The organism is Ancylobacter tetraedralis, from assembly GCF_014195655.1.
GTDB classification, from domain to species: domain Bacteria; phylum Pseudomonadota; class Alphaproteobacteria; order Rhizobiales; family Xanthobacteraceae; genus Ancylobacter; species Ancylobacter tetraedralis.
Genome location: NZ_JACICD010000011.1, coordinates 13,625 through 34,372 on the forward strand (window position 1 = coordinate 13,625; position 20,748 = coordinate 34,372).

Sequence of the window (20,748 nt, forward strand, 5' to 3'; positions counted from 1 at the left end):
CCGTCTTTTCGGTGTCGCGCGCCGCCGAGGTCGGACCCGTGTCCTCACCGGCCCGACCTCCCGCCCCCCGGGCGGCGCGGCTCCCGCAGCAGCTTCCCGCCGCTCAGCCTTCGTCGAGGCCGCGCTGCCAGGTCTCCTGGATCTGCGCCATCGCCTGGTCGATGCTGGTCTTGCCGGCCCACACGCCGTCGAGCGTCTTGGCCAGGAAGTTGCCGCCGGAATAGATGGTGAAGTCCGGGCCGGCCACGACCGGGATCTCGCCCTCGGTGGCGAACGACATGCCCTCCACGAACGGGCCGCGCACGCTCCACGGCGCGCCGGCGGTCTTGTAGTCCGGCCGCGACAGGATGGATGTGCGCGGGGAGGCGCCGCGGCCGACCGTGGTCCACAGGAAGCTGTTGTCGGACAGCCACTTGACCGCCTGCATGGTCGCCTCGTAGCGCCCCTTGTCGCCCTGCGCGTAGAGTTCGAGCCCGCCGATTTCGCTATAGGTGCGCCGCGTGCCGCCAATATTGGGGAACAGAGCGGCGGTGAAATCGAGCTTCTGGCCGAGATAGCCGTTCAGCGTCCACGGCCCGGTCCAGAAGATGCCGCCCTGCCCGGTGCCGAACGCCTTGTAGCGGTCGGTCACGTCGCGGGTGGAGACCTTCTGCTTGTCGAACAGGTCGAGCACCCATTGCATGGCGGCCTTGCCGGCATCCGGATTGACCGCCGCGGTCTTGAGGTCGTCGCTGGCGCGGCGGAAACCCATCTGCGCGGCAACGATGCCCCAGGTGACGGTGGGCTGAACGCCCGAGCCGGTCATCATGATTCCCGAGCGCGTGACCTTGCCGCCCTCGGTCTTGGTCATCGCCTTGGCCCATTCCATCAGCGAGGCGGCGTCGGTCGGCGGCTTCGAGCCGTCGAGGCCGGCTTCCTTGGCGATGGCGAGGTTGAGTAGCGGCTGCAGGCTCATCAAGTCCATCGGGACCATGAACAGGCCGTTGCCGTATTTGGGGTAGCGCGAGGCCTGGATCGACGCGGCGCTGAAATCGGGCAGGTCCAGCCCCGCCGCCTTGGCGAGGTCGTCCAACGGCACGATCACCTCGTCGCGGGCGAGCGCGGCTTCCTTGCCGGCGGTGCCCCAGCCGAAATCGGGTGCCTTGCCGGAGGCCACGGCCGCGAGGATCTTGGTGGTGTACTGCTCCTCGGGCACGATCTCCATGCGGATCTTGATGCCCTGGGAGGCGTGCGCGGTGTTGAAGGCGTCGATCATCTTCGCCCACACCTCGCCATCCGAGGCGGCCAGCCAGCTCCAGTGCACGATCTCCACCGGCTTGGCGAGAGCGGGGCGGGCGGGCACGAAGGGGGTGGCGGCGAGGGCCGCCGCACCGGCAAGAAAGCCGCGCCGGCTCGGCCGCAGAAGCGTCGAATCAGTGATTTCGGATTTCGTGTTCATGTATTCCCCTCAATCTGTTTATTGCAGTCCGGAGGAAGTGCGTCACCGAAGTCGGATCTCGTGTAGAAGCGCGAAATAGACCTCTCAAGGCGAACGCGTTTCCTACGAAGGAACAGCGCCCCTTCGCATGATGTCGTCTGCGTTTATTGTATTCGGCCGGATTTTTCGGAAGCCGTGACCGCTTATTCCGGCAGTCGTCGCCGTTGCTTCATAGTGGACCAGTTTCCCGGTCCGACTTGATCAAAAAGGACTCATTATTCGCATCTAGGGCCGTTTTCGGCATCGGTTCCGGGGCGACATCCAGGGCCCGATGGGTGAGCGGGGCGATGGACAGGCGGCGCACTTCCGGCCGGTAGGCCTGGTTCTGCTGGCGGCGCAGCGAGGCGCGGAATTCGCGCGGCGTCATGCCGAACTGGGCGTGGAAGGCCCGCGACAGAACGCCGGGATAGGAAAATCCGCAGGCGGTCGCCACGTCCTTGATGCCGAACTCCTCGTAGAACAGCATGTTGCGCGCCGCCTGCAGGCGAATGCGCAGGTAGAGCCGCATGGGCGTCTCGTCGAAGCTGCGGCTGCAGGCGCGCAGCACCGTCTTGGCCGAGACCCCAAGCTGGTCGGCGATGTCCTCCAACGCCAGCGGGAAGTCGAGATTGTTCTCCATCAGGGCGACGATGCGGTCGGCCAGCGTCGGGCGCGCCGCCGGGCGGGGGGCGTCGTCCAGCCGCTGCGGCGTCGCGGCCGGGCGCGGGGCATGGACCAGCGCGTTGGCCACCTCGCTGGCGAGGCTCGGGCTCTCCAGCCGGCCGATCAGGTCGAGAATGAGGTCGAGCATGGCGACGCCGCCGGCGCAGCTGATGCGCGGGCCGTCGATCAGGTAGATCTGGTTGCTCACCGCGATGTCGGGAAAACGCTCGCGGAAGGAAGGCACCGCCTCCCAGTGCAGCACCACGCTGCGCCCCTTCAGCATGCCCGCCTGGGCGAGCGCGAAGGCGCCGGTATCCACCGCCCCGATCGTCGCCCCGAACCGCGCGGCGGTGCGCAGCTGGTTGAGCAGCTTGGGCGAATTGCGCTGCATGGGCAGGTTGCCCTCGAACACGAAATAAAAGTCGGCCGGCGGCAGGCTGGAGAGCCCGTCATCGACCGACATCCACAGCCCGTTGCTGGCGCGCACCGGGTTGCCATCCTCCGAGGCCAGCCGCCAGCGGAACAGCTCGCGCCCGCTATACTGGTTGACGATCCGGAGCGCCTCGGTCGCCAGTACCAGCGCGTTGAGCGGAAATTCCGGCTGCAGGATGAAATTGAAGCTGGGAGGGCCACTCGAGCGCCGCTCGCCGCTCGAAGGTGCCTCGGTCGGGGACATCACGGCACTCCTGGCGGGAGATGGAAGGGCGGGTCACGCCGGGCGGACCACCGGCCGCGATCGGCCGCAGTGACACGACCTGTCCAGAATGGTTCACATTTGGTCCCGCACTGTCAATTCGTTTCGCGGATTGTTGGGAAGGATGGGTCATCGAGATGCAGACGGAGCCCCTTCCCGCTGTCCGACAGGCGGACGGGGCTCCCGCCAATCTTCATGAGCAGGACATCGAGCACGCGGCGCCCTCGCCGGTGAAAGCCCTCGGCCACGCGGCCGCGGGACGGGTGGGCGCGCGGGCCGCACGACGCGGGGAAGAGCAGTGATGCGGACGGACATGTCCCGGACGGACATTCTGAAGAAGAAGCTGGAAGGGTGCTACGTCACGGTGCCGACGCCATTCCGCGACGAGGAGGGCTTTCCGGTCGACGAGGCGGCGCTGCGTACCTATGTCCGCTTCCTCATCGAGGGCGGGCTGACGGCGGATACCGCGGTGTTCCTGGCCGGCGGCGCGGCGGGTGACTTCTCCACCATGAGTTTCGACGAGCGGGTGCGCGTCGCCGAAATCGTGATCGACGAGGTCGCCGGCCGGGTACCGGTGGCGATGGGCGCCCAGACCACGAGCACGCTGGAACTGGTGCGCCTCGCCCAGGCCGCCCAGCGCATCGGCGCCGATTTCATCCAGGTGTCCTGCCCGTTCTACTTCAGCCATACCGAAGCCGATTTCGAGGAATTCGTCCGCGCCGCGGCCGAGGCGGCGCCCGATATCGGGCTCATCATCTACAATACGTTCTGGAACACCACGAACATCTCCTTCGCCATGGTCGAGCGCCTCGCGCAGATCCCCAATGTGGTGGGGCTGAAATGGGCGACCCCGCGCACCGACGCGATGGAGTTCGAGAGCGTGGCGGCGCGCTTCTCGAAGCGCTTCACCATCATCGACAACAACCTGTTCTTCGCCTTCAGCGCCATGCCCGCGCTGGGCGCGCGCGCCTTCGAGGTGCACCTGTGCAACTTCTGGCCCGAATGGGGGCTCAAGCTGGTGCGCGAAATCGGCGCGGGCAACTACACCGAGGTGGCCCGCATGCTGGTGGAGGAGGCCATGCCCTTCTACAAGCTGTGGGTGGAGATCGAGCGCGACTTCACCAGCGGCGACGGCTATCTCGACAAGCTCTGCATGGAGCTGGTCGGCCTGCCTTCCAGCCGCTGCCGCCCACCCACCCGTGACGCGCGCCCGCATTACCGTGCGGCAACGCTCGCCATGATGCGGGCGATCGGCACACCCAATCTCGTAGCCGGCTGAGGACATGATGGGCGAAGCGGGCGCGGCGAACATGATCCGGCTGGCGGCGGGCGACAATGTCGGCATCGCGCTTGTCGATATCGCTTCCGGCGGCACCGCGGCGACGCTGGACGGCTTCGCCCTCACCGCTCTGGAAGCCATCCCGCAGGGGCACAAGATCGCCCTCCTGCCAATCCCGCAGGGGGCGGACATCGTGCGCCTGCGCATGGCGGTCGGCATAGCCCGGGCGGACATCCCCGCCGGCCGGCTGGTGCATGTGCACAACGTCGCAAGCCGCTACCTCAACAATGATCAGGATCATTATGAATAGCCCCGCCCCGTCCCCCTCCACGGCGTCGCCCGCATCCGCGCCTGTCGCGATGCGCGGCTATCCGCGCGCGGACGGGCGCAAGGGCATTCGCAACTTCCTGCTCGTCGCCTATCTCGTGGAATGCGCCCACCATGTCGCGCGCATGATCGCCTCGCCCTATCAGGGGGACGGGGTGCAGCTGATCGGCTTTCCCGGCTGCTACCCCAGCGACTATGCCCAGCGCGTGATGGAAGACCTCGCCACCCATCCCAATGTCGGCGCGGTGCTGCTGGTCTCGCTGGGCTGCGAGGAGTTCCAGCGCACCCGGCTGAAGGAGGCCATCGCCGCCAGCGGGCGCGAGGTGGAGCTGCTCACCATCCAGAGCGCCGGCGGCACCGCCGGCTCGGTCGCCAAGGGGCGGGCCTGGGTGGAAGCCCGGCTCGCCGCGCTGATGGCGGCCCCGACCGTGCCCCTGGCGCTGTCCGATCTCGTCATCGGCACCAAATGCGGCGGCTCGGACGGGCTGTCCGGCGTCACCATCAACCCGGCGGTGGGCTATGCGAGCGACCTGCTGGTGGATGCCGGCGCGACCGTGATGTTCGAGGAGACCTGCGAACTCATCGGCTGCGAGAGCCACATGGCGGCCCGCGCCACGACGCCCGAGCTTGCCGCCGCGCTGACGGCGGCGGTGCGCAAGGCGGACAGCTACTATACCGAGCTGGGCCATGGCAGCTTCGGCGGCGGCAACATCAAGTACGGCCTTTCCACACTGGAGGAAAAGTCGCTCGGCGCCTATGCCAAGAGCGGCTCGCGGCCGATCTCCGGCGTGCTGAAGCCCGGCGTGCGCCCACCCGCGCCGGGCCTCTATCTCATGGACACGGTGAATGACGGGCCGGTGCGCTACGGCATTCCCAATATCAACGACACCCAGACCATCACCGAGATGGTGGCGAGTGGCTGCCACCTCATCCTGTTCACCACAGGGGCCGGCTCGGTGGTCGGCCAGGCGCTCGCCCCGGTCATCAAGGGCGTCTCCAATTCGCGGGTCTTCGCGCGGATGGAAGGCGACATGGACATCAATGGCGGCACCATCGCCGACGGGATCGAGGGCGTCGCCGATGTCGGCGCCCGCATCGTCGAGGCGGTCCGCGCCGCCGCCGCCGGCCAGCCGACCAAGTCCGAGGCGCTGGGGCACCAGGAATTCGTCCTCTCCTACAAGACCTATGAACCGCTCGGGCCGGGATGCCTGCCGGTGTGAGCGGCCACAACAAAGCAACCAGAGAACCAACCAGGGGATCGTCATGAGCATATCGGGAGTGTTCGGAACACGACTGGCCTCCGCCGCCCTTGTGGCGGTGGGCCTTTTCACCGCCAGCCAGGCACAGGCGCTCGACGACGTGCGCCTGCGCCTCAACTGGATGTGGTACGGCTCGCACGCCGCCTTCGCGCTGGGCAAGGACCGCGGCTACTTCAAGGATGCCGGCATCAATCTGGATGTGCGCTCCGGCAACGGCTCGGGCTCGGCGCACCGGCTCGTCGCCAATGGCGACAGCACCTTCTCCTACGGCTCCTGCGCCAGCATGGTGAACCTGGCCGCCAAGGGCGCGCCGCTGGTCTCGGTCGGCGTCATCGACGCCATGGGCACGGAGGCGATCATCGTGCGGCCCGATGCCGGCGTCGCAAAGATCGGCGACCTCAAGGGCAAGAAGCTGCTCACCACGGCCAATGCCGGCGTGAACACCTTCTTCCCGCTGGTGCTGAAGAATGCCGGTCTCGCCGAGGGCGATGTCGGCATCATCAACGTGCCGGACGGCGCGCTGGTATCGAGCTATCTGCAGGGCGCGGGCGGCGTGGTGGGTCTGCTCGGCGGCCTCGACGACAAGCCGGCGGAGATCAAGGCGGCCGGCGGCGCCGCGCCGGTCACCTTCCCCTATTCCGACTATGGCGTGAACCAGGTCGGCTACTGCATGGTGGCCAACCGCGAGACCGTGGCCAAGAATCCCGATCTGGTGAAGCGCTTCCTCGCCGCCACCGTGCGCTCCTACAAGGCGGCCGAGGCCGACCCGCAGGCGGCGGTGAACGCGATGGGCGACATTGTCGGCGGCACCATGAACGAGGATGCCGGCAAGAAGCAGGCGGCCGAGGTGCAGAAGGTGACGCTGGACGTGCTCTATTCCAAGGCCAATACGGGCAAGGTGCTCGGCCTCAACGTGCCGCAGGACTGGACCGAGATGCTGGAACTGATGAAGGCCTATAACGGCCTTCAGACCAAGGAGCCGGCGACCTTCTTCTACACCAACGACTTCCTGCCGAAGTGACGGGTTGAACGAGGGACGGCGGGCGCCCCGGCGCCCGCTTGCGGTAGAGTTCCAGCCAGGATGAGGGCGCGCGCGCCATGGCCGCGACGATCGACATAAAGTCGCTGAGCAAGACCTTCGGCACCGGCCCGCAGGCGGTGCACGCCTTCGGGCCGGTGGATCTCACCATCGAGGCCGGCAGCTTCGTCTCGCTGCTGGGACCCTCCGGCTGCGGCAAGTCCACGCTGATGCTGATGGTGGCCGGCCTGCTCGAAGCCTCGGAAGGCGCCATCTATTTCGATGGCGAACGGGTCGGCGCGCCGCGCACCGATATCGGCATCATGTTCCAGGACAACACACTGGTGCCGTGGCGCTCGGTGGAGGGCAACATCGCGCTGCAGCTGGAGCTGCGCGGCCTCGATCCCAAGCCCTATGCCGGCCGCATCCGCGACCTGCTGCGCTCGGTGAAGCTGGACGGCTTTGCCGCGCGCCACCCCTATGAGCTCTCGGGCGGCATGCAGCAGCGCGCCGCCTTCTGCCAGGCGCTGGTGCACGAGCCGGAGACGCTGCTGTTCGACGAGCCGCTCGGCAAGCTCGACGCCATGACCCGCGAGAGCATCCGCACCGATCTGCAGGCACTGTGGATGACGCGGCGGCCCACCGTGGTGTTCGTCACCCATTCGATCGAGGAGGCGGTGCAATTGTCATCGGTCGTCTGCGTCGTCACCCCGCGCCCCGGCCGCATCGAGCGCACGATCGAGATCGACCTGCCGTGGCCGCGCGACATGGAGGTCAAGGCGAGCCCCGCCTTCACCCGCTACGTCCATGACATCCAGGGGATATTCCGTGACTATGGTGTCCTCTAACGCACCCCGCGACCCGGTGCCCGCCGGGGCCGGCCGGCTCATCCGCGCCGTGGAATGGCTCGTGCTGCGCATCGCCGCGGCGTGGCCGTTCCTCCTGTTCTTCGTCGGCTTCTTCCTCTTCTGGGAATATGCCGTCATCCTGTTCGGCGTGCCCGGCTACATCCTGCCGACGCCGTCCGAGATCGTCACGCGCGGCTGGGCGGATATTCCCCGGCTGCTCGACTACACGCTGGTGACGGGCACCGAATCGGTGCTGGGCTATCTGCTGGCGGTCGCGGTGGGCCTGCCGATCGGGCTCGCCATCGCCTTCTCGCCGATGCTGCGGCGGACGGTCTACCCGTTCTTCGTCAGCCTGGAAATGGTGCCGAAGATCGCCTTCGCGCCGCTGTTCATCGCCTGGCTCGGCTTCGGCCTGCTGCCCAAGGTGATCATCGTCGTGCTGGTGTGCTTCTTCCCCGTGGCGCTCAACTCCATCCACGCCTTCGGCTCGCTGTCGGACGAACTCACCCGCTTCTGCCGCTCCACCGGCGCGGGGCCGTTGCGCACCTTCTGGAAAGTGCGGCTGCCGGCGGCGCTGCCGCAATGTTTCGTCGGCTTCAAATATGCCGCGCTCAACGCCACGGTGGGCGCCACCATCGCGGAATTCATGGGCTCCGACCAGGGGCTCGGCTTCTACATCTCCATTGCCACCGGCAATATGCGGCCCGACCTCGCCTTTGCCGGCATCTTCTTCCTGACGCTGCTCGGCCTCGCTTTGTTCGGCTGCGTCACGCTGGCCGAGCGGCTGCTGATCCCCTGGCACATTTCCCAGCGCCGGCACTGAAACGGCCCCCGAAACCGGCCCACGACGTCCCCAAGGATCCCCCGATGCCGACACGCTACGCCGCCCCTGACCTCGTCGCCCTTGCCGGCGACATTCTCCGCGCGGCCGGCCTACCCGAGGAGCCGGCGCAGGCGGTGGCGCAGGGCCTCACGGAGGCCGACCTGCTGGGCCACACCACGCATGGGCTGGCGCTGATCGCCGATTATGTCGAGGAGCTGGACACCGGCGCGATGGAGCGCGAGGGGCGGCCCGGCATCGTCGCCGACCACGCCGCGGTGGCGACCTGGGACGGGCGGCGGCTGCCTGGCCTGTGGGTCACGCGCCTCGCGGTCGAGGATGCCGTGCGCCGCGCGGGGCTGTTCGGCATCGGCGCGGTCGCGGTGCGGCGCAGCCATCATATTGCCTGCCTCGCCAGCTTCCTCGAAGCGCCGGCGCGGGCCGGCATGATGGTGCTGGTGTTCTCCTCCGACCCCAGCGACGCCCATGTCGCCCCGTTCGGGGGGCTGACGCCGGTCATGACCCCCAATCCCATCGCCGCCGGCATTCCCGCCGATCCCGACCCGATCCTGATCGACGTCTCGACCTCCATCACCACCGCCGCCCTGTGCGGGCGCGCCCGCGCCGCCGGCACACCACTGCCGGGCGCCTGGCTGCAGGACGCGGACGGCCGCGCGACCGACGACCCGCACGCGACCAGGCAGGGCGGCTCGCTGCTGCCGATCGGCGGGCTCGACCATGGGCACAAGGGCTACGGCCTCTCGCTCATGGTGGAGGCGCTGACGCAGGGCCTGTCCGGCTATGGTCGCGCCGAGGCCCCCACCGGCTGGGGTGCCGGCGTGCTGGTGCTGGCGCTCAGCCCGGCCGCCTTCGCCGGACTGGACGGCTTCCTGCATCAGACCGGATGGCTGATTGATGCCTGCCACGCCGCCCGCGTGCCGGCCGGCGCGCCGCGCGTGCGGCTGCCCGGCGAAGCGGCGCTGTCGCGCAAGCGGGCCGCGCTGGCCGAGGGCGTCGCGCTGCATGCCGGCATTGCCGAGGACCTCGCCCGGCTGGCCGCCCGCTTCGAGATCGCCTTCCCGGCTCCCGTGTCCGCCACCCCGCCCGAAATCGCCTGACAACGCCCGGAGACACCGCCCATGAGCGCCTACAAGTCCGCCGACCAGTACCGCGACATCGCCGGCCGCCTCGCCTTGCCGTCGCAGGCCTTCATCGATGGGGAATGGAGCGCGGCGGCCGCGGGCAAGGTGTTCGAGAACCTCGATCCCGCGCGCGGCACTCCGCTCGGCCTCATAGCCTCCTGCGACGGCAGCGACGTCGACCGCGCGGTGGCGGCGGCGCGGCGCGTCTTCGAGGCGGGCGACTGGTCGCGCGCCGCGCCCGAGGAGCGCAAGGCCGTGCTGCTCAGGCTCGCCGACCTCGTTTCGGCGCATGCCGAGGAACTCGCCGTGCTGGAGAGCCTCGATTCCGGCAAGACCATCAAGGATTGCCTGAACGAGATCGGCCATGAGGTGCCGACCTTCTTCCGCTGGTATGCCGAACTGATCGACAAGAGCTTCGGCAAGGTGGCGCCGACCGCGCAGAACATTGTCGGCATGATCGTGCGCGAGCCGATCGGCGTGGTCGGCCTCGTGCTGCCGTGGAACTTCCCGCTGCTGATGGCGGCCTGGAAGCTCGCCCCCGCGCTCGCGGCCGGCTGCTCGGCGGTGCTGAAGCCGGCCGAGCAGACCCCGCTCTCGGCGCTGAAGCTCGCCGAACTCGCCATGCAGGCCGGCCTGCCGGCGGGCGTGCTCAATGTGGTGCCGGGCTTCGGCGAGACCGCCGGCCAGGCGATCGGCCGCCATATGGACATCGACGCGGTGTCCTTCACCGGCTCGACCGAGGTCGGTGCCTATTTCCTGAAATATGCCAGCGAGAGCAATCTCAAGCCGGTCGGGCTGGAAATGGGCGGCAAGAGCCCGATGATCGTGCTCGACGACGCCGCGATCGACGATACGCTGGTCTCTTCCGCCATCTCCGCCGCCTTCTGGAACGGCGGGCAGAACTGCTCGGCCAACATGCGCCAGATCGTCCACACCAAGGTGAAGGACGCCTTCCTCGACGCCGTGGTCGACAAGGCGAAGGCGCTGGTGGTCGGCGACCCGCTCGACCCCGCGACCGATCTCGGTTCCATGGTGAGCGAGGAGCACCGCGCCCGCGTGCTGTCCTATATCGAGATCGGCAAGGCCGAGGGCGCGAGCCTGCTGGCTGGCGGTGGCGCCAGCGCGGGGCTGGACGGCGCCTATGTCGACCCCACCGTGTTCGATAACGTCGACCCGGCCATGCGCATCGCGCGCGAGGAAATCTTCGGGCCGGTGCTCGGCGTCATCGGGGTGAACAGCGCCGAGGAGGCGCTCGCCATCGCCCGCGACAGCGATTACGGGCTGCACGCCACCGTGTTCACGCAGGACCTCGACAAGGCCTTCCACCTCGCCAAGCGCCTGCCCTGCGGCACGGTGGCGGTCAACGGCTTCAGCGAGGGCAATGTGACGACGCCCTTCGGCGGCTACAAGCGCTCGGGCTCGCTGAGCCGCGACAATGGCACCGAGGCGATGGACCAGTACCTGCAGACCAAGACCATCTGGATCACGCTGAAATAGCCCGCTTTCCATTCCCGTCCGGGGATGCGGCGTGCCGCTCTCCGGGTCCCACCTTGGCGCTCCGTCTGGCGAACTCCCGTTCGCCGGGCGGGCGCCATTTCTTTTGCCGCGAACGCGCCCTATCGCAGCCAGTGCGGCAGACGCGGCGGCGCCCGGCCGGTGAGGGCGGCCTCGACGCAATCGTCCAGCGTGCCGAGCCGCACCGCACAGCCCGAGAGCCCCGGCCCGTAATGGGCATATTTGCCCGAGGTGGTGATCACCGCCCGCGTTTGCGTGGGAAAGACCGGCCGCGTGATCGAGCACCAGCACAGATCGGGCACCACCTCCACCCCGCAGGCGCGCAGCCGCTCCAGCGTGCCCTCCGCCTGCGCGTCGGCGATCACCTGCCGACCGGCGGTGACGATCACCGCGACATCGGGCGCGCGGTGCCGGCCCGCCAGCGCGTCGGCCAACGCCCGGCACTCGCCGAGCGACGCATGCGGGCTGCCGATGGCGACGAGGTTCACCGCCTCCGGCCCGCCATTGAGGCCGGCCCAGCCGGCGATGAGATCCGCCCGCGTGAGGCTGACCGTGTCGGCATCCCCGGCGGGCGGAAGGCCGGCCTCCGGCGTCAAGCCCTCGATATGCAGCATGGGCGCGGCGGAGGTGGTGCCGAAGGCGGCGCACAGCGCCTTGAGGTCGTCCGGCGTCGGGCGGCCCGACGCCAGCCCGCGCAGCAGCGGCACACGGTCCGGCGCGGCGCGGCCGGCGAGATAGCCGATAAGCGGCCACACCGCCGCGCCGGCATCCGCGGGCAACGCCACCTCGAGGATGCGCCGCGCCCGGCGGGCGCCGTCGAGAAAGGCCCCCGCCAGCGGCGCGCGGCCGGTGAGCGCGATGCACAGGTCGAGAAAATCGGGATGCTTGGCGGTGCGCGCGCCCAGTACGCTGTTGGCGAAGATCACCGCGTTGGATTCCGACCAGCCGATCGGCTCGCCCGCCGCCGGCGGTTCGTCCAGCAGATAGGGCGCGCAGGTGAAGCTCGGCCGGCAGCCCATGCGCAGATAGGCATCCGCCAGCCGCGACGCGGGAAGGCCGAAGGCCGGGGCCACGCCCTGCGCGCGCCAGTTCGCGTGGTCGACCGAAATGGCGTTCATGGTCGTGGGCACGCGAACGCGCCCGCCCAGCTTCTCCATCGCCTCGGCGAAGACGAGATTGGCCGGCCCGGCATAGATGCAGCCGTCAATATGGGCGCGGGTGACATCGGTGAGCGCCGCCGCGCCCTGCTGGCGCGCCATCGCGCAGAGAATGGCCATCGCCTGCCGCACCGCCGGGCCGTCCGAGCCATCGAGCATGGCCTGGTCGCGCGGCGTCAGCGTGAGCGCATCGGCCGGCGGCGAGACGAGGGGGATCGTTTTCCCCTCCGCCTCGATGGCGACCGACGAGATCGATGCCGTCAACGCCCCGGCGAGCGCCTCGAAGGCGGCGTGCGACAGGCGCAGCACCGGCACGGTGCGGCCGAACATCTCGCTGGCGACCAGCGCGCCCAGCGTGAGCGTGTCCTCCGGCTCGGAGAAGACCAGCGCGGCCGGCGTCTGCCCGGCCATGGCGAGTTCCAGCAGCACACCCGAGCCCGAGCATGAGCCCCGGCTGGTCGGCATCAGCACGATGGCGCCGGCCAGCATGGCCCCATGGCAGGGATGGTGCACGTCGATCACCCGGCCGGTGCCGGGATCGACCCCGCCCCAGAAGCTCAACCCTTCCGCCATGGCGACGACCGGCCCGCGCGCGGCGCCGCCCAGAACGGCAAGGCCGGTCTCGCTTCGCAGGCTCGCGCCCTCGCCCCCCGCCGGCATCATCGCTCCTCGCCCCGGTCCATGCCGACCCCTGCGCGGGCACTCGCAGCAGGAGCCCGGACGGCGGCCGGATTACCGCGTCTCCTCGCGCCGCGCCAGCCAGCTGCGGTAGTGATCGAGCAGCGTCTCCTCGATCGGCCGGTAGACGATGCCCAGTTCGCGGATGCTGCGCGCGTTGTCGATCTTGAAGCGGATGCCCAGATGCTTGCGCGAATAGTCGCGGCTGAGACCCCATAACGGCCCGAACATGGTGATAAGCCAGTTCGGCAGCTGGTTCTGCGGCAGCAGCAGGGGATGCTTGTGCACCTTGCGCAGGATCCGCGACATCTCCACCAGCGGCGTCATCTCCTGCGCCGCCAGTATGTAGCGGCCCGCCGCCTTCGGATCGTCCGCCGCCGCGACATGCGCCTGCGCGGCCTCGCGAATGTCCACCGTCGCCATGCTCCAGTCCGGCAGGCCGAAGAAATAATGGCCGCGTATCATCCCGTCGAGCAGGAACAGGCTCCCCGATTCGGACGCCGTGGTGAGCGAGGGGCCCAGGATCAGGCCGGGATTGATGGTGACAAGGCTCCAGCGCGATTGTTCACCGGCGATGCGCCAGGCTTCCTTCTCCGCCTCGACCTTGGCGAAATGATAGGGATAGGTCTCCAGCGTGCTGGACGTATTGAAATATTCCTCCGCGAGGATCTCATCCTTCATCTGCCGCACGTCAATATAGTCGCCGAAGATGGCGCCCACCGTGGAGGTCATGACGACGCGGCCGACACTCGGCGTTCGATTGACCGTGTCGAGCACGTTGCGCGTGCCCTTCAACGCCGGCTCCAGCATTTGCTGCCGGCCGTCCTTGATCTTTTCCGGGAGCAGGAAAGGCGAGGCAACGTGATGCACCACGGTGCAGCCGGCCATGGCCGCGTCGAACGCGCCGGGCACCAGGAGATCGGCCTCGAAGATTGTCAGCTGACCCGGGAATTGGCGCTGCAGGCGATGCAGCGGACGCACCTTGGCCTCATGCCCCAGACTGCGAACGGTTGTATGAACGGAGCTCCCGGCCGCCAGAAGTTGGCTAATCAACTCCAAAGCGACAAAGCCGCTGCCGCCGGTCACGAGGACAAGCCCAGTCATTCAGCAAACTTTTCCCGATCAACGTAAACTTATCCGCCACACTTATCCAGATCTTTGCTTTCCGGTCAATAATACATAGTTTTAGCCGCCGCACCCGCTCTCACCACGCAGGATTGCAGACGATCAATGCCCGATTGCCGACGGCGATAATGTCAACATATCCCGACCAATTCCTCTACGTCATCATCCGGCAACGACAAGATCGTATTCCCGTCATGTTCGTTGAACGACAGTATGAATAGATGCATCGTAAATATGGACCAAAAGCCTGCGCCGTCGCGCCTCCGGCAGCGCGATACGCGCGAATGAGGACCCTCGGGCCCGAAGGCTATCCGTGCGGGGGATAACCGGACTATGCCGTCAGGCGATCCGGATTGACCTTCAGCGTGATGACGACGCCATCCTTGGCCCAGTTATAGTCGATGGAGCCGCGCAGATGGCCGGTCACGCTGCGCTCGACGAGCTTGCTGCCATAGCCTCGTGCTCCCGTGGGCGGCGTCACCTTCGGCCCGCCGGTCTCTGTCCAGACAATCGTGACGGCGGCATCGTGCGCCGAGCATGAAATATCGAGACTGCCCATGTCGACCGACAGGGCCCCGTATTTCAGCGAGTTCGTTGCCAGCTCATGCACGATCAGCGCGAGGATCGTGGTGGTGGATTCACCGACGCTCATGCGCGGCACCGATACGCGGATGCGGCCGCTGAAGGCACCGAGATCGTCATAGGGCGCCAGCAGCACGGTCAGGAGATCGCCCAGCAGCGCCGAGGCCGCCATCGTCTGGCCGGGGACGGGCCGCACCAGGTCATGCGCGCGGCCCAGCGCGGTCAATCTCAGCGTCAGTTCGCGGGCCATGTCCGTTGTCGTCGAGGTCGAGCGCGAGGTGATGGCCGTGAGGCCGGACGCAATGGCGAGGAGGTTCTTGACCCGGTGGCTCATCTCGCCCGCCAGCAATTCCCGCCCTTCCTCCGCCTGCTTGCGGCCCGTCACATCGATGAAGATGCCGAACATGAGCCGCTGCACCATGCCGGCGTCATCGCCCTGGCCGCGCGCGGAAATCCACTTGAGTTCGTCGCCTGTGATGATGCGAAAATCGATCTCGTAGGCGCCGAGAATGGCGCGCGTCGCCGTGAAGGCGGCACGAACGCGATCGCGATCGGCGGGATGAATATGGGCGGAAAGATCTTCGAAGTTAACCTCGCTGCCGCGAGGAATACCCCAAAGATCATAGGCGTGGTCGTCCATGGCGAGAGCGTCGGAATCGACGTTCCAGGACCAAAGCGCGACCCCCGCTGCTTCGATGGCCCGAACGAGATTTTTGGGCTCCCACAGAAGCGGCTTCAGATTATCGGCGTTCGATGTCATTGAAGCTCCAGGTTCAAGAGCGCACGCTACCTAGTCACTATGACATTCTTGGGATGGCACAAAATCGCGCTCGCTCGAGTGAGCGGATCAACCAATGAAGGACGGTGAGCGAATGTTCCGTTCCGCCCGCGTGCACCCGGTCGCGGGAGCGGCATCTTCGCTTGCCTTGCGCCGGGTGCCGTAGGACAGTCCATGAAACTCAGTTTTCACGGGAGGATCCATGCCCCCGAAGGATCGCTCCTTCCTCACCCGCGTTCGCCAGGCCTTGCCGACGCTGCATCCCGCCGAGCGCCGGCTGGGCGATTTCGTGTGCGATTTCCCCGGCGAACTCGCGAGCTATTCGGCGCAGGAACTGGCGGCGCTGGCGCATGTCTCCAAAGCGACGGTGTCACGCTTCGTCCAGCGGCTCGGCTATGACAATTATGAGGAGGCGCGCCGCCATGCGCGCGCGGAAAAGCAGACCGGTTCGCGGCTGTTCCTGACCACCTCGGTGGATGCCAGCGGCGAGCAATCGGTCGCCGCCCATTCCGCACAGGCGATCGCCAATCTCGAGGCCACCTTCCTCGCCATCACCGACAGCCAGGCGAACGACGCCGCCGCCGCCATCCTCGCGGCGCGCAAGATCTGGGTGATGGGCTTTCGCGCCAGCGCACCCTTTGCCGCCTATCTCCAGTGGCAGCTGACGCAGGTCGTGGAGAACATCGTCGCCATTCCCGGCGCCGGACAGACGCTTGGCGAGCATCTCGTCAGCGTCGCGCCGGAGGATCTGGTCATCGTCTTCGGCCTGCGCCGGCGCGTCGCCCGCATCGGCCTCATCCTCGACCAGGTGCAGAAGAGCGGCGCCCGGCTTCTCTACATCACCGACGAGGGCGAGAGCTTCCTGCCGAGCGCGACATGGCATCTGCGCTGCCAGACGCTGGCGCCGGGGCCGCTGTTCAGCCATGTCTCGGTGATGGCGGTGTGCCATCTGCTGGCCACACGCTGCATCGAGCGCGCCGCCTCCGCCGGCCGCATCCGGCTGCGCGGCATCGAGGCCATTAACGACGCCCTTGAAGAGCTCTGACGTCGATTTGTGCATCTGCACGAAATCGGCGTCTATTATTGCCTCATAAGAAACTGAGGTTTCATGCCGGAAGTCGGCAGCCTAAATCGACCATCTATATGATTTTAAATATGAAACTATAATTTCATATGAGTTGGCATGAAATCTGTATTCCTTATCCTCCAGGGAAGATCGACAGAGCCGCTGGATGGCAGGCTCGGCTGCTCTTCCACCGCCTAAGCAGTGCCGAAACACGCCTCGCACTCGTTCATCCTCGCTTGGGAACAGGAAATCCGCATGTCACACCGCATCCTTCTCGCCGCGATCACCGCGCTGATGATCACGCCCGTCCATGCCGAGACCATCACGCTGCGCGTGCTGGGGCAGCCTTCGGGCTCCGGCCTCATCGCCCAGAAGAAGGAACAGCCCTTCTTCGAAAAGCTGGCGGCAACCACCGGCCTCGACATCAAGATCGAATATCTCCCCGTCGATGTCGCGGGCATCCCGGACACGGACGGCCTGCGCGTGCTGAAGTCCGGCCTGTTCGACATCGTCTCGCTGCGCGGGCCGCAGGTCAGCCGCGATGAGCCGGCGATGCTGGGCCTCGATCTGGTCGGGCTCAACACCAGCTTCGCCGCCGGCAAGGCGCATATCGCGGCCTTCACGCCCTTCGTCGACGAGCGGCTGCAGGGCCGGTTCAACGCCAAGCTGCTCGGCGTCTGGCCGGCCGGCCCGCAGGTCATCTTCTGCAAGCCGGAGGTGAAAAGCCTCGCCGACCTCAAGGGGCTGAAGGTGCGCGTGGGCGACCAGAGCGCGGCAAACTTCGTCGCCAAGCTCGGCGCCACCGGCATCTCGATGCCGTTCGGCGAAGTCCAGCAGTCGCTGGCGCGCGGCGTCGTCGACTGCGCCATTACCGGCCCGGCCTCGGCCAATTCCGGCGGCTGGCCGGAAGCCACCACCACCGTGCTGCCGCTCGCGCTGCAACTCGCCGTCAATGGTTACGCCATCAACACGGCCTCGCTGAAGAAGCTGACGCCCGAGCAGCAGGCCAAGCTGACAGCCGCCATCGGCGAACTCACCACCGAGATCTGGGCGTTCTCCGAAGAGCTGTACGAGGACGCCATGCGCTGCAACACCGGCAAGACGCCGTGCGAGCGCGGGGTTTCCTACAAGCTGACCGAAGCCACGCCCTCGGAGACCGATCTCAAGGCGGTCGCCGCGGCGGTGGGCGATGTCTCGCTGCCGATCTGGGCCAAGCAGTGCAACGCCGTGGCGCCGAACTGCGAGACGGTCTGGCGCGCCACGGTCGGCAGCCAGCTCGGCCTCTGACAATCCTCGGAAGGCGGAGAAGACCCATGCATACCTATTCGCGCCTGCTTGGTATCGTCTTCGGGGTCCTGATGATCTCGTTGTCGTTCGCGGTGACGGCGGAAACGCTGCTCCGCAAGTTCTTCTCCGTCACGCTTGGCGGCATCGACGAGCTGGGCGGCTATGCCATTGCCATCGCCGCCCCGCTCGCCTTCACGGTCGCGCTGGTCGAGAACTCGCATATCCGCATCAACCAGCTGACCGCCCTGTTCCCAAAGCCGGCGCAGGCGATGCTGGACGCGCTGTCGGTGCTCTCCATGGCGTTGCTCGCCGGCTATTTCTTCTACTTCACCGTCGACACGGTGCTCGACACGCAGGAATACCAGTCGATCGCGCAGACCCCGTGGGCCACGCCGCTGATCTATCCGCAGCTGCTGTGGCTGATCGCCAGCGCCACCTTCCCCATCGCCGCCCTCATCCTCGCGTTTCAGGCGCTGCGCCTGCTCCTGCGGGGCGACTGGCGCGGCCTGGCGCGACGCTTCGGGCCGCCCTCCCCGGAGGAGGAGCTGAAAGCGGAACTTGACGACCTGAAGAAGCGCGAAGCCCTGGCTCATGAGACGCCGGCGCATGAAGGAGCGGCCCCATGAGCATCGCCATCGTCGGTATCGGCTTTCTTCTCATGCTGGGGCTGATGTTTCTCAGCTTTCCAGTGGCCGTCGCCATCATCGCGGTCGGCGCCTTTGGCGGCTACCTCATGTATGGCGCGCCGCTGGTCGACATGATGGGCGGGGTGATCTGGTCGAGCGTGAACAGCCCGTCCATCCTCGCCATCCCGCTCTTCATGCTGCTGGGCGAATTGCTGCTGCGCGGTGGCATCGCCGATCGGATGTATGACGCGATGGCGGTGTGGCTGGCGCGCCTGCCGGGGGGCCTGCTCCACAGCAACATCGCCACCTGCACGCTCTTCTCGGCCACCTCCGGCTCCTCGGTGGCAACCGCAGCCACGGTCGGCACCATCGCCCTGCCGGCGCTGCAGCAATATAAATATCCCATGGCGCCGGCACTGGGTTCGCTGGCGGCGGGCGGCACGCTCGGCATTCTCATTCCGCCGAGCGTGAACCTGCTGGTCTATGGCTCGCTCGCCAACGCCTCGGTCGGCCAGCTCTTTGCCGGCGGCATCGTGCCCGGCATCCTGCTGGCGCTCAGCTTCTCGCTCTACATCGCCATCTTCCACGGCAAGGCCGGCGCGCAGGCGACCGAGCTGATCGACATGCCGTTCCGCCAGAAGCTGGCGCTCGGCAAATATCTCATCCCGCCCTTCATCATCTTCGGCGTGGTGATGGGTTCGATCTATGGCGGCCTCGCCACCCCAACCGAATCCGCCGCCATCGGCGTCATGCTGGCGCTCGGTTTCGTCGCCTTGAACCGGCGGCTCTCGGTGGACCTGCTGATCAACTGCTCGATCCAGGCCGCCAAGACCAGCGGCATGGTCATCATCGTGCTGGTGTGCTCGCTGCTGCTCAACGTCACCATCTCGATGACCGGCGCGGCGCAGGCCATGACCCAGTGGATTGCCGGCTTCGAACTGAGCCAGCTGGCGCTGCTCTTCGCCCTGCTGGTGTTTTACGTCCTGCTCGGCACCTTCATGGACGCGATGTCGATGCTGGTGCTGACCGTGCCCATCGTCATTCCGGTGATCCTTGCCGCCGGCATCGATCCGATCTGGTTCGGCATCTTCATCGTCATCATGTGCGAGATCGCGCTGATCACCCCACCGGTCGGCATGAACCTGTTCGTCGTGCATGGTGTGCGAACCGATGGCGGCAGCTATAGCGACGTGACGCGCGGCTCCTGGCCCTATGTCTTCGTGATGATGATCTTCACCATCCTGCTGATGCTGTTCCCGCAGGTGGTGATGTGGCTGCCCGACATGCTGGCGGGACGGTGATGATATCGGCCCGGATATCCCCCGAGGAGGCGCGCGCGACGCGCCTCCTGATCGTCAACCCCAACACCAATCCGCGCGTCACCGCCAATATACGGGCCGAGATCGCGCGGGTGATCCTGCCCTCGACGCAGGCCCGCGTGGTGAACCCGCCGGAGGGGCCGTTCTCGATCGAGAGCGAGGCCGATCGCGACGCGGCGGAAGCTCATGTGCTCGCCCTGCTGCGCGGCAGCCTCGCGGCGCGCCATCAGGCCTATGTCCTCGCCGCCTTCGACGACATCGCCCTCGCCAGCGCCCGTGCCTTCCTCCGCGTGCCGGTGGTTGGGGCGGTCGAGGCCGGCATCACCGCTGCCCGCACCCTGGCGCGCCGCTTCACCGTCGTGACCACGGTGGCCAGCGCGCTGCCCGGCATTCGCAGCCAGCTCGAACGCTACGGTGTCGCGCAGATGGCCACGGCACGGGCTGCCGGCATCGGCGTCGCGCAAGCGGCAGAGGGCGGCGGCGTGGCAATAGAGAGGCTGCTGGAGACCATCGCGCGGGCGGTGAAAAATGACGGAGCGGAAGCGATACTTCTCGGCTCGGGCGGGCTCACCGGCAGCGCCGACCGGCTGCGGCCGCATGTACATATACCGATCATCGATGCCGTTCTCGCGGCGGCAAAGCTGGCGGAAGCCCTGGCAGCGCTCGCGCCACGCGGGTCCTCGGATGAGCCGATGCCGGCCTGAACGACCCACCCGACCCGCCACCGCGCCATCCGCCATCCCGGCGGAAAATCCGGCTTCCGCAGCCCGCCGATTTCAGTCCGTAGCGAGGCTCCCGGAGGCGAGGCCGCCGGAGCCGGCCCTGATTCCGCCCGGGGCACTCTGTGCAATGCTCAGGGCAAGCTTGGCCGAGGCAAGGGGCGCCGCCGCGGATCGACACGCCATGCGTCCGCTGAACAGCGTCGGATCGGACGTCACGGTGCGGACTTCGCAACCAGTCCGCGCAATGGCTCGGCGTTACCCGGCGCGATAGCCGCCGCACCACCGGCAAAAACGGCGACCGCTATCGCACGCGTCGGGATCGCCAAAGGCTGCCAAGGCGCCGATCTTTGTGATTTCTCAGACGCTTATGCACATAAGCGAACCTCT

At 67.4% G+C, this 20,748-nt stretch carries 18 protein-coding genes; 13 read left to right on the forward strand and 5 right to left on the reverse strand.

The features are described from left to right. Window positions 1-103 precede the first annotated feature (103 nt). Both FHS55_RS20175 and FHS55_RS20180 read right to left on the reverse strand, forming a co-directional pair. Window positions 104-1,438 (reverse strand): extracellular solute-binding protein, encoded by a 1,335-nt coding sequence (locus tag FHS55_RS20175; RefSeq protein ID WP_183191593.1) that lies wholly within the window; start codon window positions 1,436-1,438, stop codon window positions 104-106. Window positions 1,439-1,646: 208 nt separating this feature from the next. After that, window positions 1,647-2,795, reverse strand: coding sequence for a GlxA family transcriptional regulator (locus FHS55_RS20180; protein ID WP_183191594.1), 1,149 nt, complete (start codon window positions 2,793-2,795; stop codon window positions 1,647-1,649). Between the two features lie 331 nt (window positions 2,796-3,126). Between FHS55_RS20180 and FHS55_RS20185 the strand changes: the two genes are divergently transcribed. From FHS55_RS20185 to FHS55_RS20220, 8 genes are all read left to right on the forward strand, one after another. Continuing rightward, window positions 3,127-4,092, forward strand: coding sequence for a dihydrodipicolinate synthase family protein (locus FHS55_RS20185; protein WP_183191595.1), 966 nt, complete (start codon window positions 3,127-3,129; stop codon window positions 4,090-4,092). Between the two features lie 4 nt (window positions 4,093-4,096). Next, window positions 4,097-4,402, forward strand: coding sequence for a UxaA family hydrolase (locus FHS55_RS20190; RefSeq protein WP_246340319.1), 306 nt, complete (start codon window positions 4,097-4,099; stop codon window positions 4,400-4,402). Beyond that, window positions 4,395-5,639: a UxaA family hydrolase gene (locus tag FHS55_RS20195; RefSeq protein WP_246340321.1), complete on the forward strand. Its 1,245-nt coding sequence runs from the start codon at window positions 4,395-4,397 to the stop codon at window positions 5,637-5,639. Before FHS55_RS20190 ends, FHS55_RS20195 begins: the two co-directional genes overlap by 8 nt. 43 nt (window positions 5,640-5,682) lie before the next feature. Next, window positions 5,683-6,699 (forward strand): ABC transporter substrate-binding protein, encoded by a 1,017-nt coding sequence (locus tag FHS55_RS20200; RefSeq protein WP_183191596.1) that lies wholly within the window; start codon window positions 5,683-5,685, stop codon window positions 6,697-6,699. A gap of 77 nt (window positions 6,700-6,776) precedes the next feature. Beyond that, entirely contained in the window at window positions 6,777-7,544 is a 768-nt protein-coding gene (locus FHS55_RS20205) for an ABC transporter ATP-binding protein (protein ID WP_183191597.1), read from the forward strand. Beyond that, window positions 7,531-8,367 carry an ABC transporter permease gene (locus FHS55_RS20210; RefSeq protein WP_183191671.1) on the forward strand — a complete coding sequence of 279 codons (837 nt, stop codon included), beginning with the start codon at window positions 7,531-7,533 and terminating at the stop codon, window positions 8,365-8,367. The genes FHS55_RS20205 and FHS55_RS20210 overlap by 14 nt, the downstream gene beginning before the upstream one ends. A gap of 44 nt (window positions 8,368-8,411) precedes the next feature. After that, complete coding sequence (locus FHS55_RS20215) at window positions 8,412-9,482, forward strand: Ldh family oxidoreductase (RefSeq protein ID WP_183191598.1); 1,071 nt, start codon at window positions 8,412-8,414, stop codon at window positions 9,480-9,482. 21 nt (window positions 9,483-9,503) lie between these two features. Then, window positions 9,504-11,003 carry an aldehyde dehydrogenase gene (locus FHS55_RS20220; RefSeq protein WP_183191599.1) on the forward strand — a complete coding sequence of 500 codons (1,500 nt, stop codon included), beginning with the start codon at window positions 9,504-9,506 and terminating at the stop codon, window positions 11,001-11,003. Between the two features lie 119 nt (window positions 11,004-11,122). Here the strand turns inward: FHS55_RS20220 and lhpI are convergent, their stop codons facing one another. From lhpI to FHS55_RS20235, 3 genes are all read right to left on the reverse strand, one after another. Continuing rightward, on the reverse strand, window positions 11,123-12,841 hold the full coding sequence (gene lhpI / locus FHS55_RS20225; protein ID WP_246340323.1) for a cis-3-hydroxy-L-proline dehydratase: 1,719 nt from the start codon (window positions 12,839-12,841) through the stop codon (window positions 11,123-11,125). Between the two features lie 69 nt (window positions 12,842-12,910). Next, a complete protein-coding gene (locus FHS55_RS20230) occupies window positions 12,911-13,960 on the reverse strand; it encodes an NAD-dependent epimerase/dehydratase family protein (RefSeq protein ID WP_183191600.1) in 1,050 nt (349 codons plus the stop codon). A 352-nt stretch (window positions 13,961-14,312) separates the two neighbouring features. Next, window positions 14,313-15,323 carry a sensor histidine kinase gene (locus FHS55_RS20235; protein ID WP_183191601.1) on the reverse strand — a complete coding sequence of 337 codons (1,011 nt, stop codon included), beginning with the start codon at window positions 15,321-15,323 and terminating at the stop codon, window positions 14,313-14,315. 220 nt (window positions 15,324-15,543) lie between these two features. Between FHS55_RS20235 and FHS55_RS20240 the strand changes: the two genes are divergently transcribed. The 5 genes from FHS55_RS20240 to FHS55_RS20260 all read left to right on the forward strand — a co-directional run bounded on the left by FHS55_RS20240 (window position 15,544) and on the right by FHS55_RS20260 (window position 20,343). Continuing rightward, window positions 15,544-16,386: a MurR/RpiR family transcriptional regulator gene (locus FHS55_RS20240; protein WP_183191602.1), complete on the forward strand. Its 843-nt coding sequence runs from the start codon at window positions 15,544-15,546 to the stop codon at window positions 16,384-16,386. Between the two features lie 276 nt (window positions 16,387-16,662). Next, the gene (locus FHS55_RS20245; protein ID WP_183191603.1) at window positions 16,663-17,694 is read left to right on the forward strand and encodes a TRAP transporter substrate-binding protein; all 1,032 of its coding nucleotides are present in this window, start codon (window positions 16,663-16,665) and stop codon (window positions 17,692-17,694) included. 26 nt (window positions 17,695-17,720) lie between these two features. Next, window positions 17,721-18,320, forward strand: a complete 600-nt coding sequence (locus FHS55_RS20250) for a TRAP transporter small permease subunit (protein ID WP_183191604.1) — start codon at window positions 17,721-17,723, stop codon at window positions 18,318-18,320. After that, window positions 18,317-19,621: a TRAP transporter large permease gene (locus tag FHS55_RS20255; RefSeq protein ID WP_183191605.1), complete on the forward strand. Its 1,305-nt coding sequence runs from the start codon at window positions 18,317-18,319 to the stop codon at window positions 19,619-19,621. Before FHS55_RS20250 ends, FHS55_RS20255 begins: the two co-directional genes overlap by 4 nt. Beyond that, window positions 19,621-20,343 (forward strand): aspartate/glutamate racemase family protein, encoded by a 723-nt coding sequence (locus FHS55_RS20260; protein WP_183191606.1) that lies wholly within the window; start codon window positions 19,621-19,623, stop codon window positions 20,341-20,343. The genes FHS55_RS20255 and FHS55_RS20260 overlap by 1 nt, the downstream gene beginning before the upstream one ends. Window positions 20,344-20,748 lie beyond the last annotated feature (405 nt).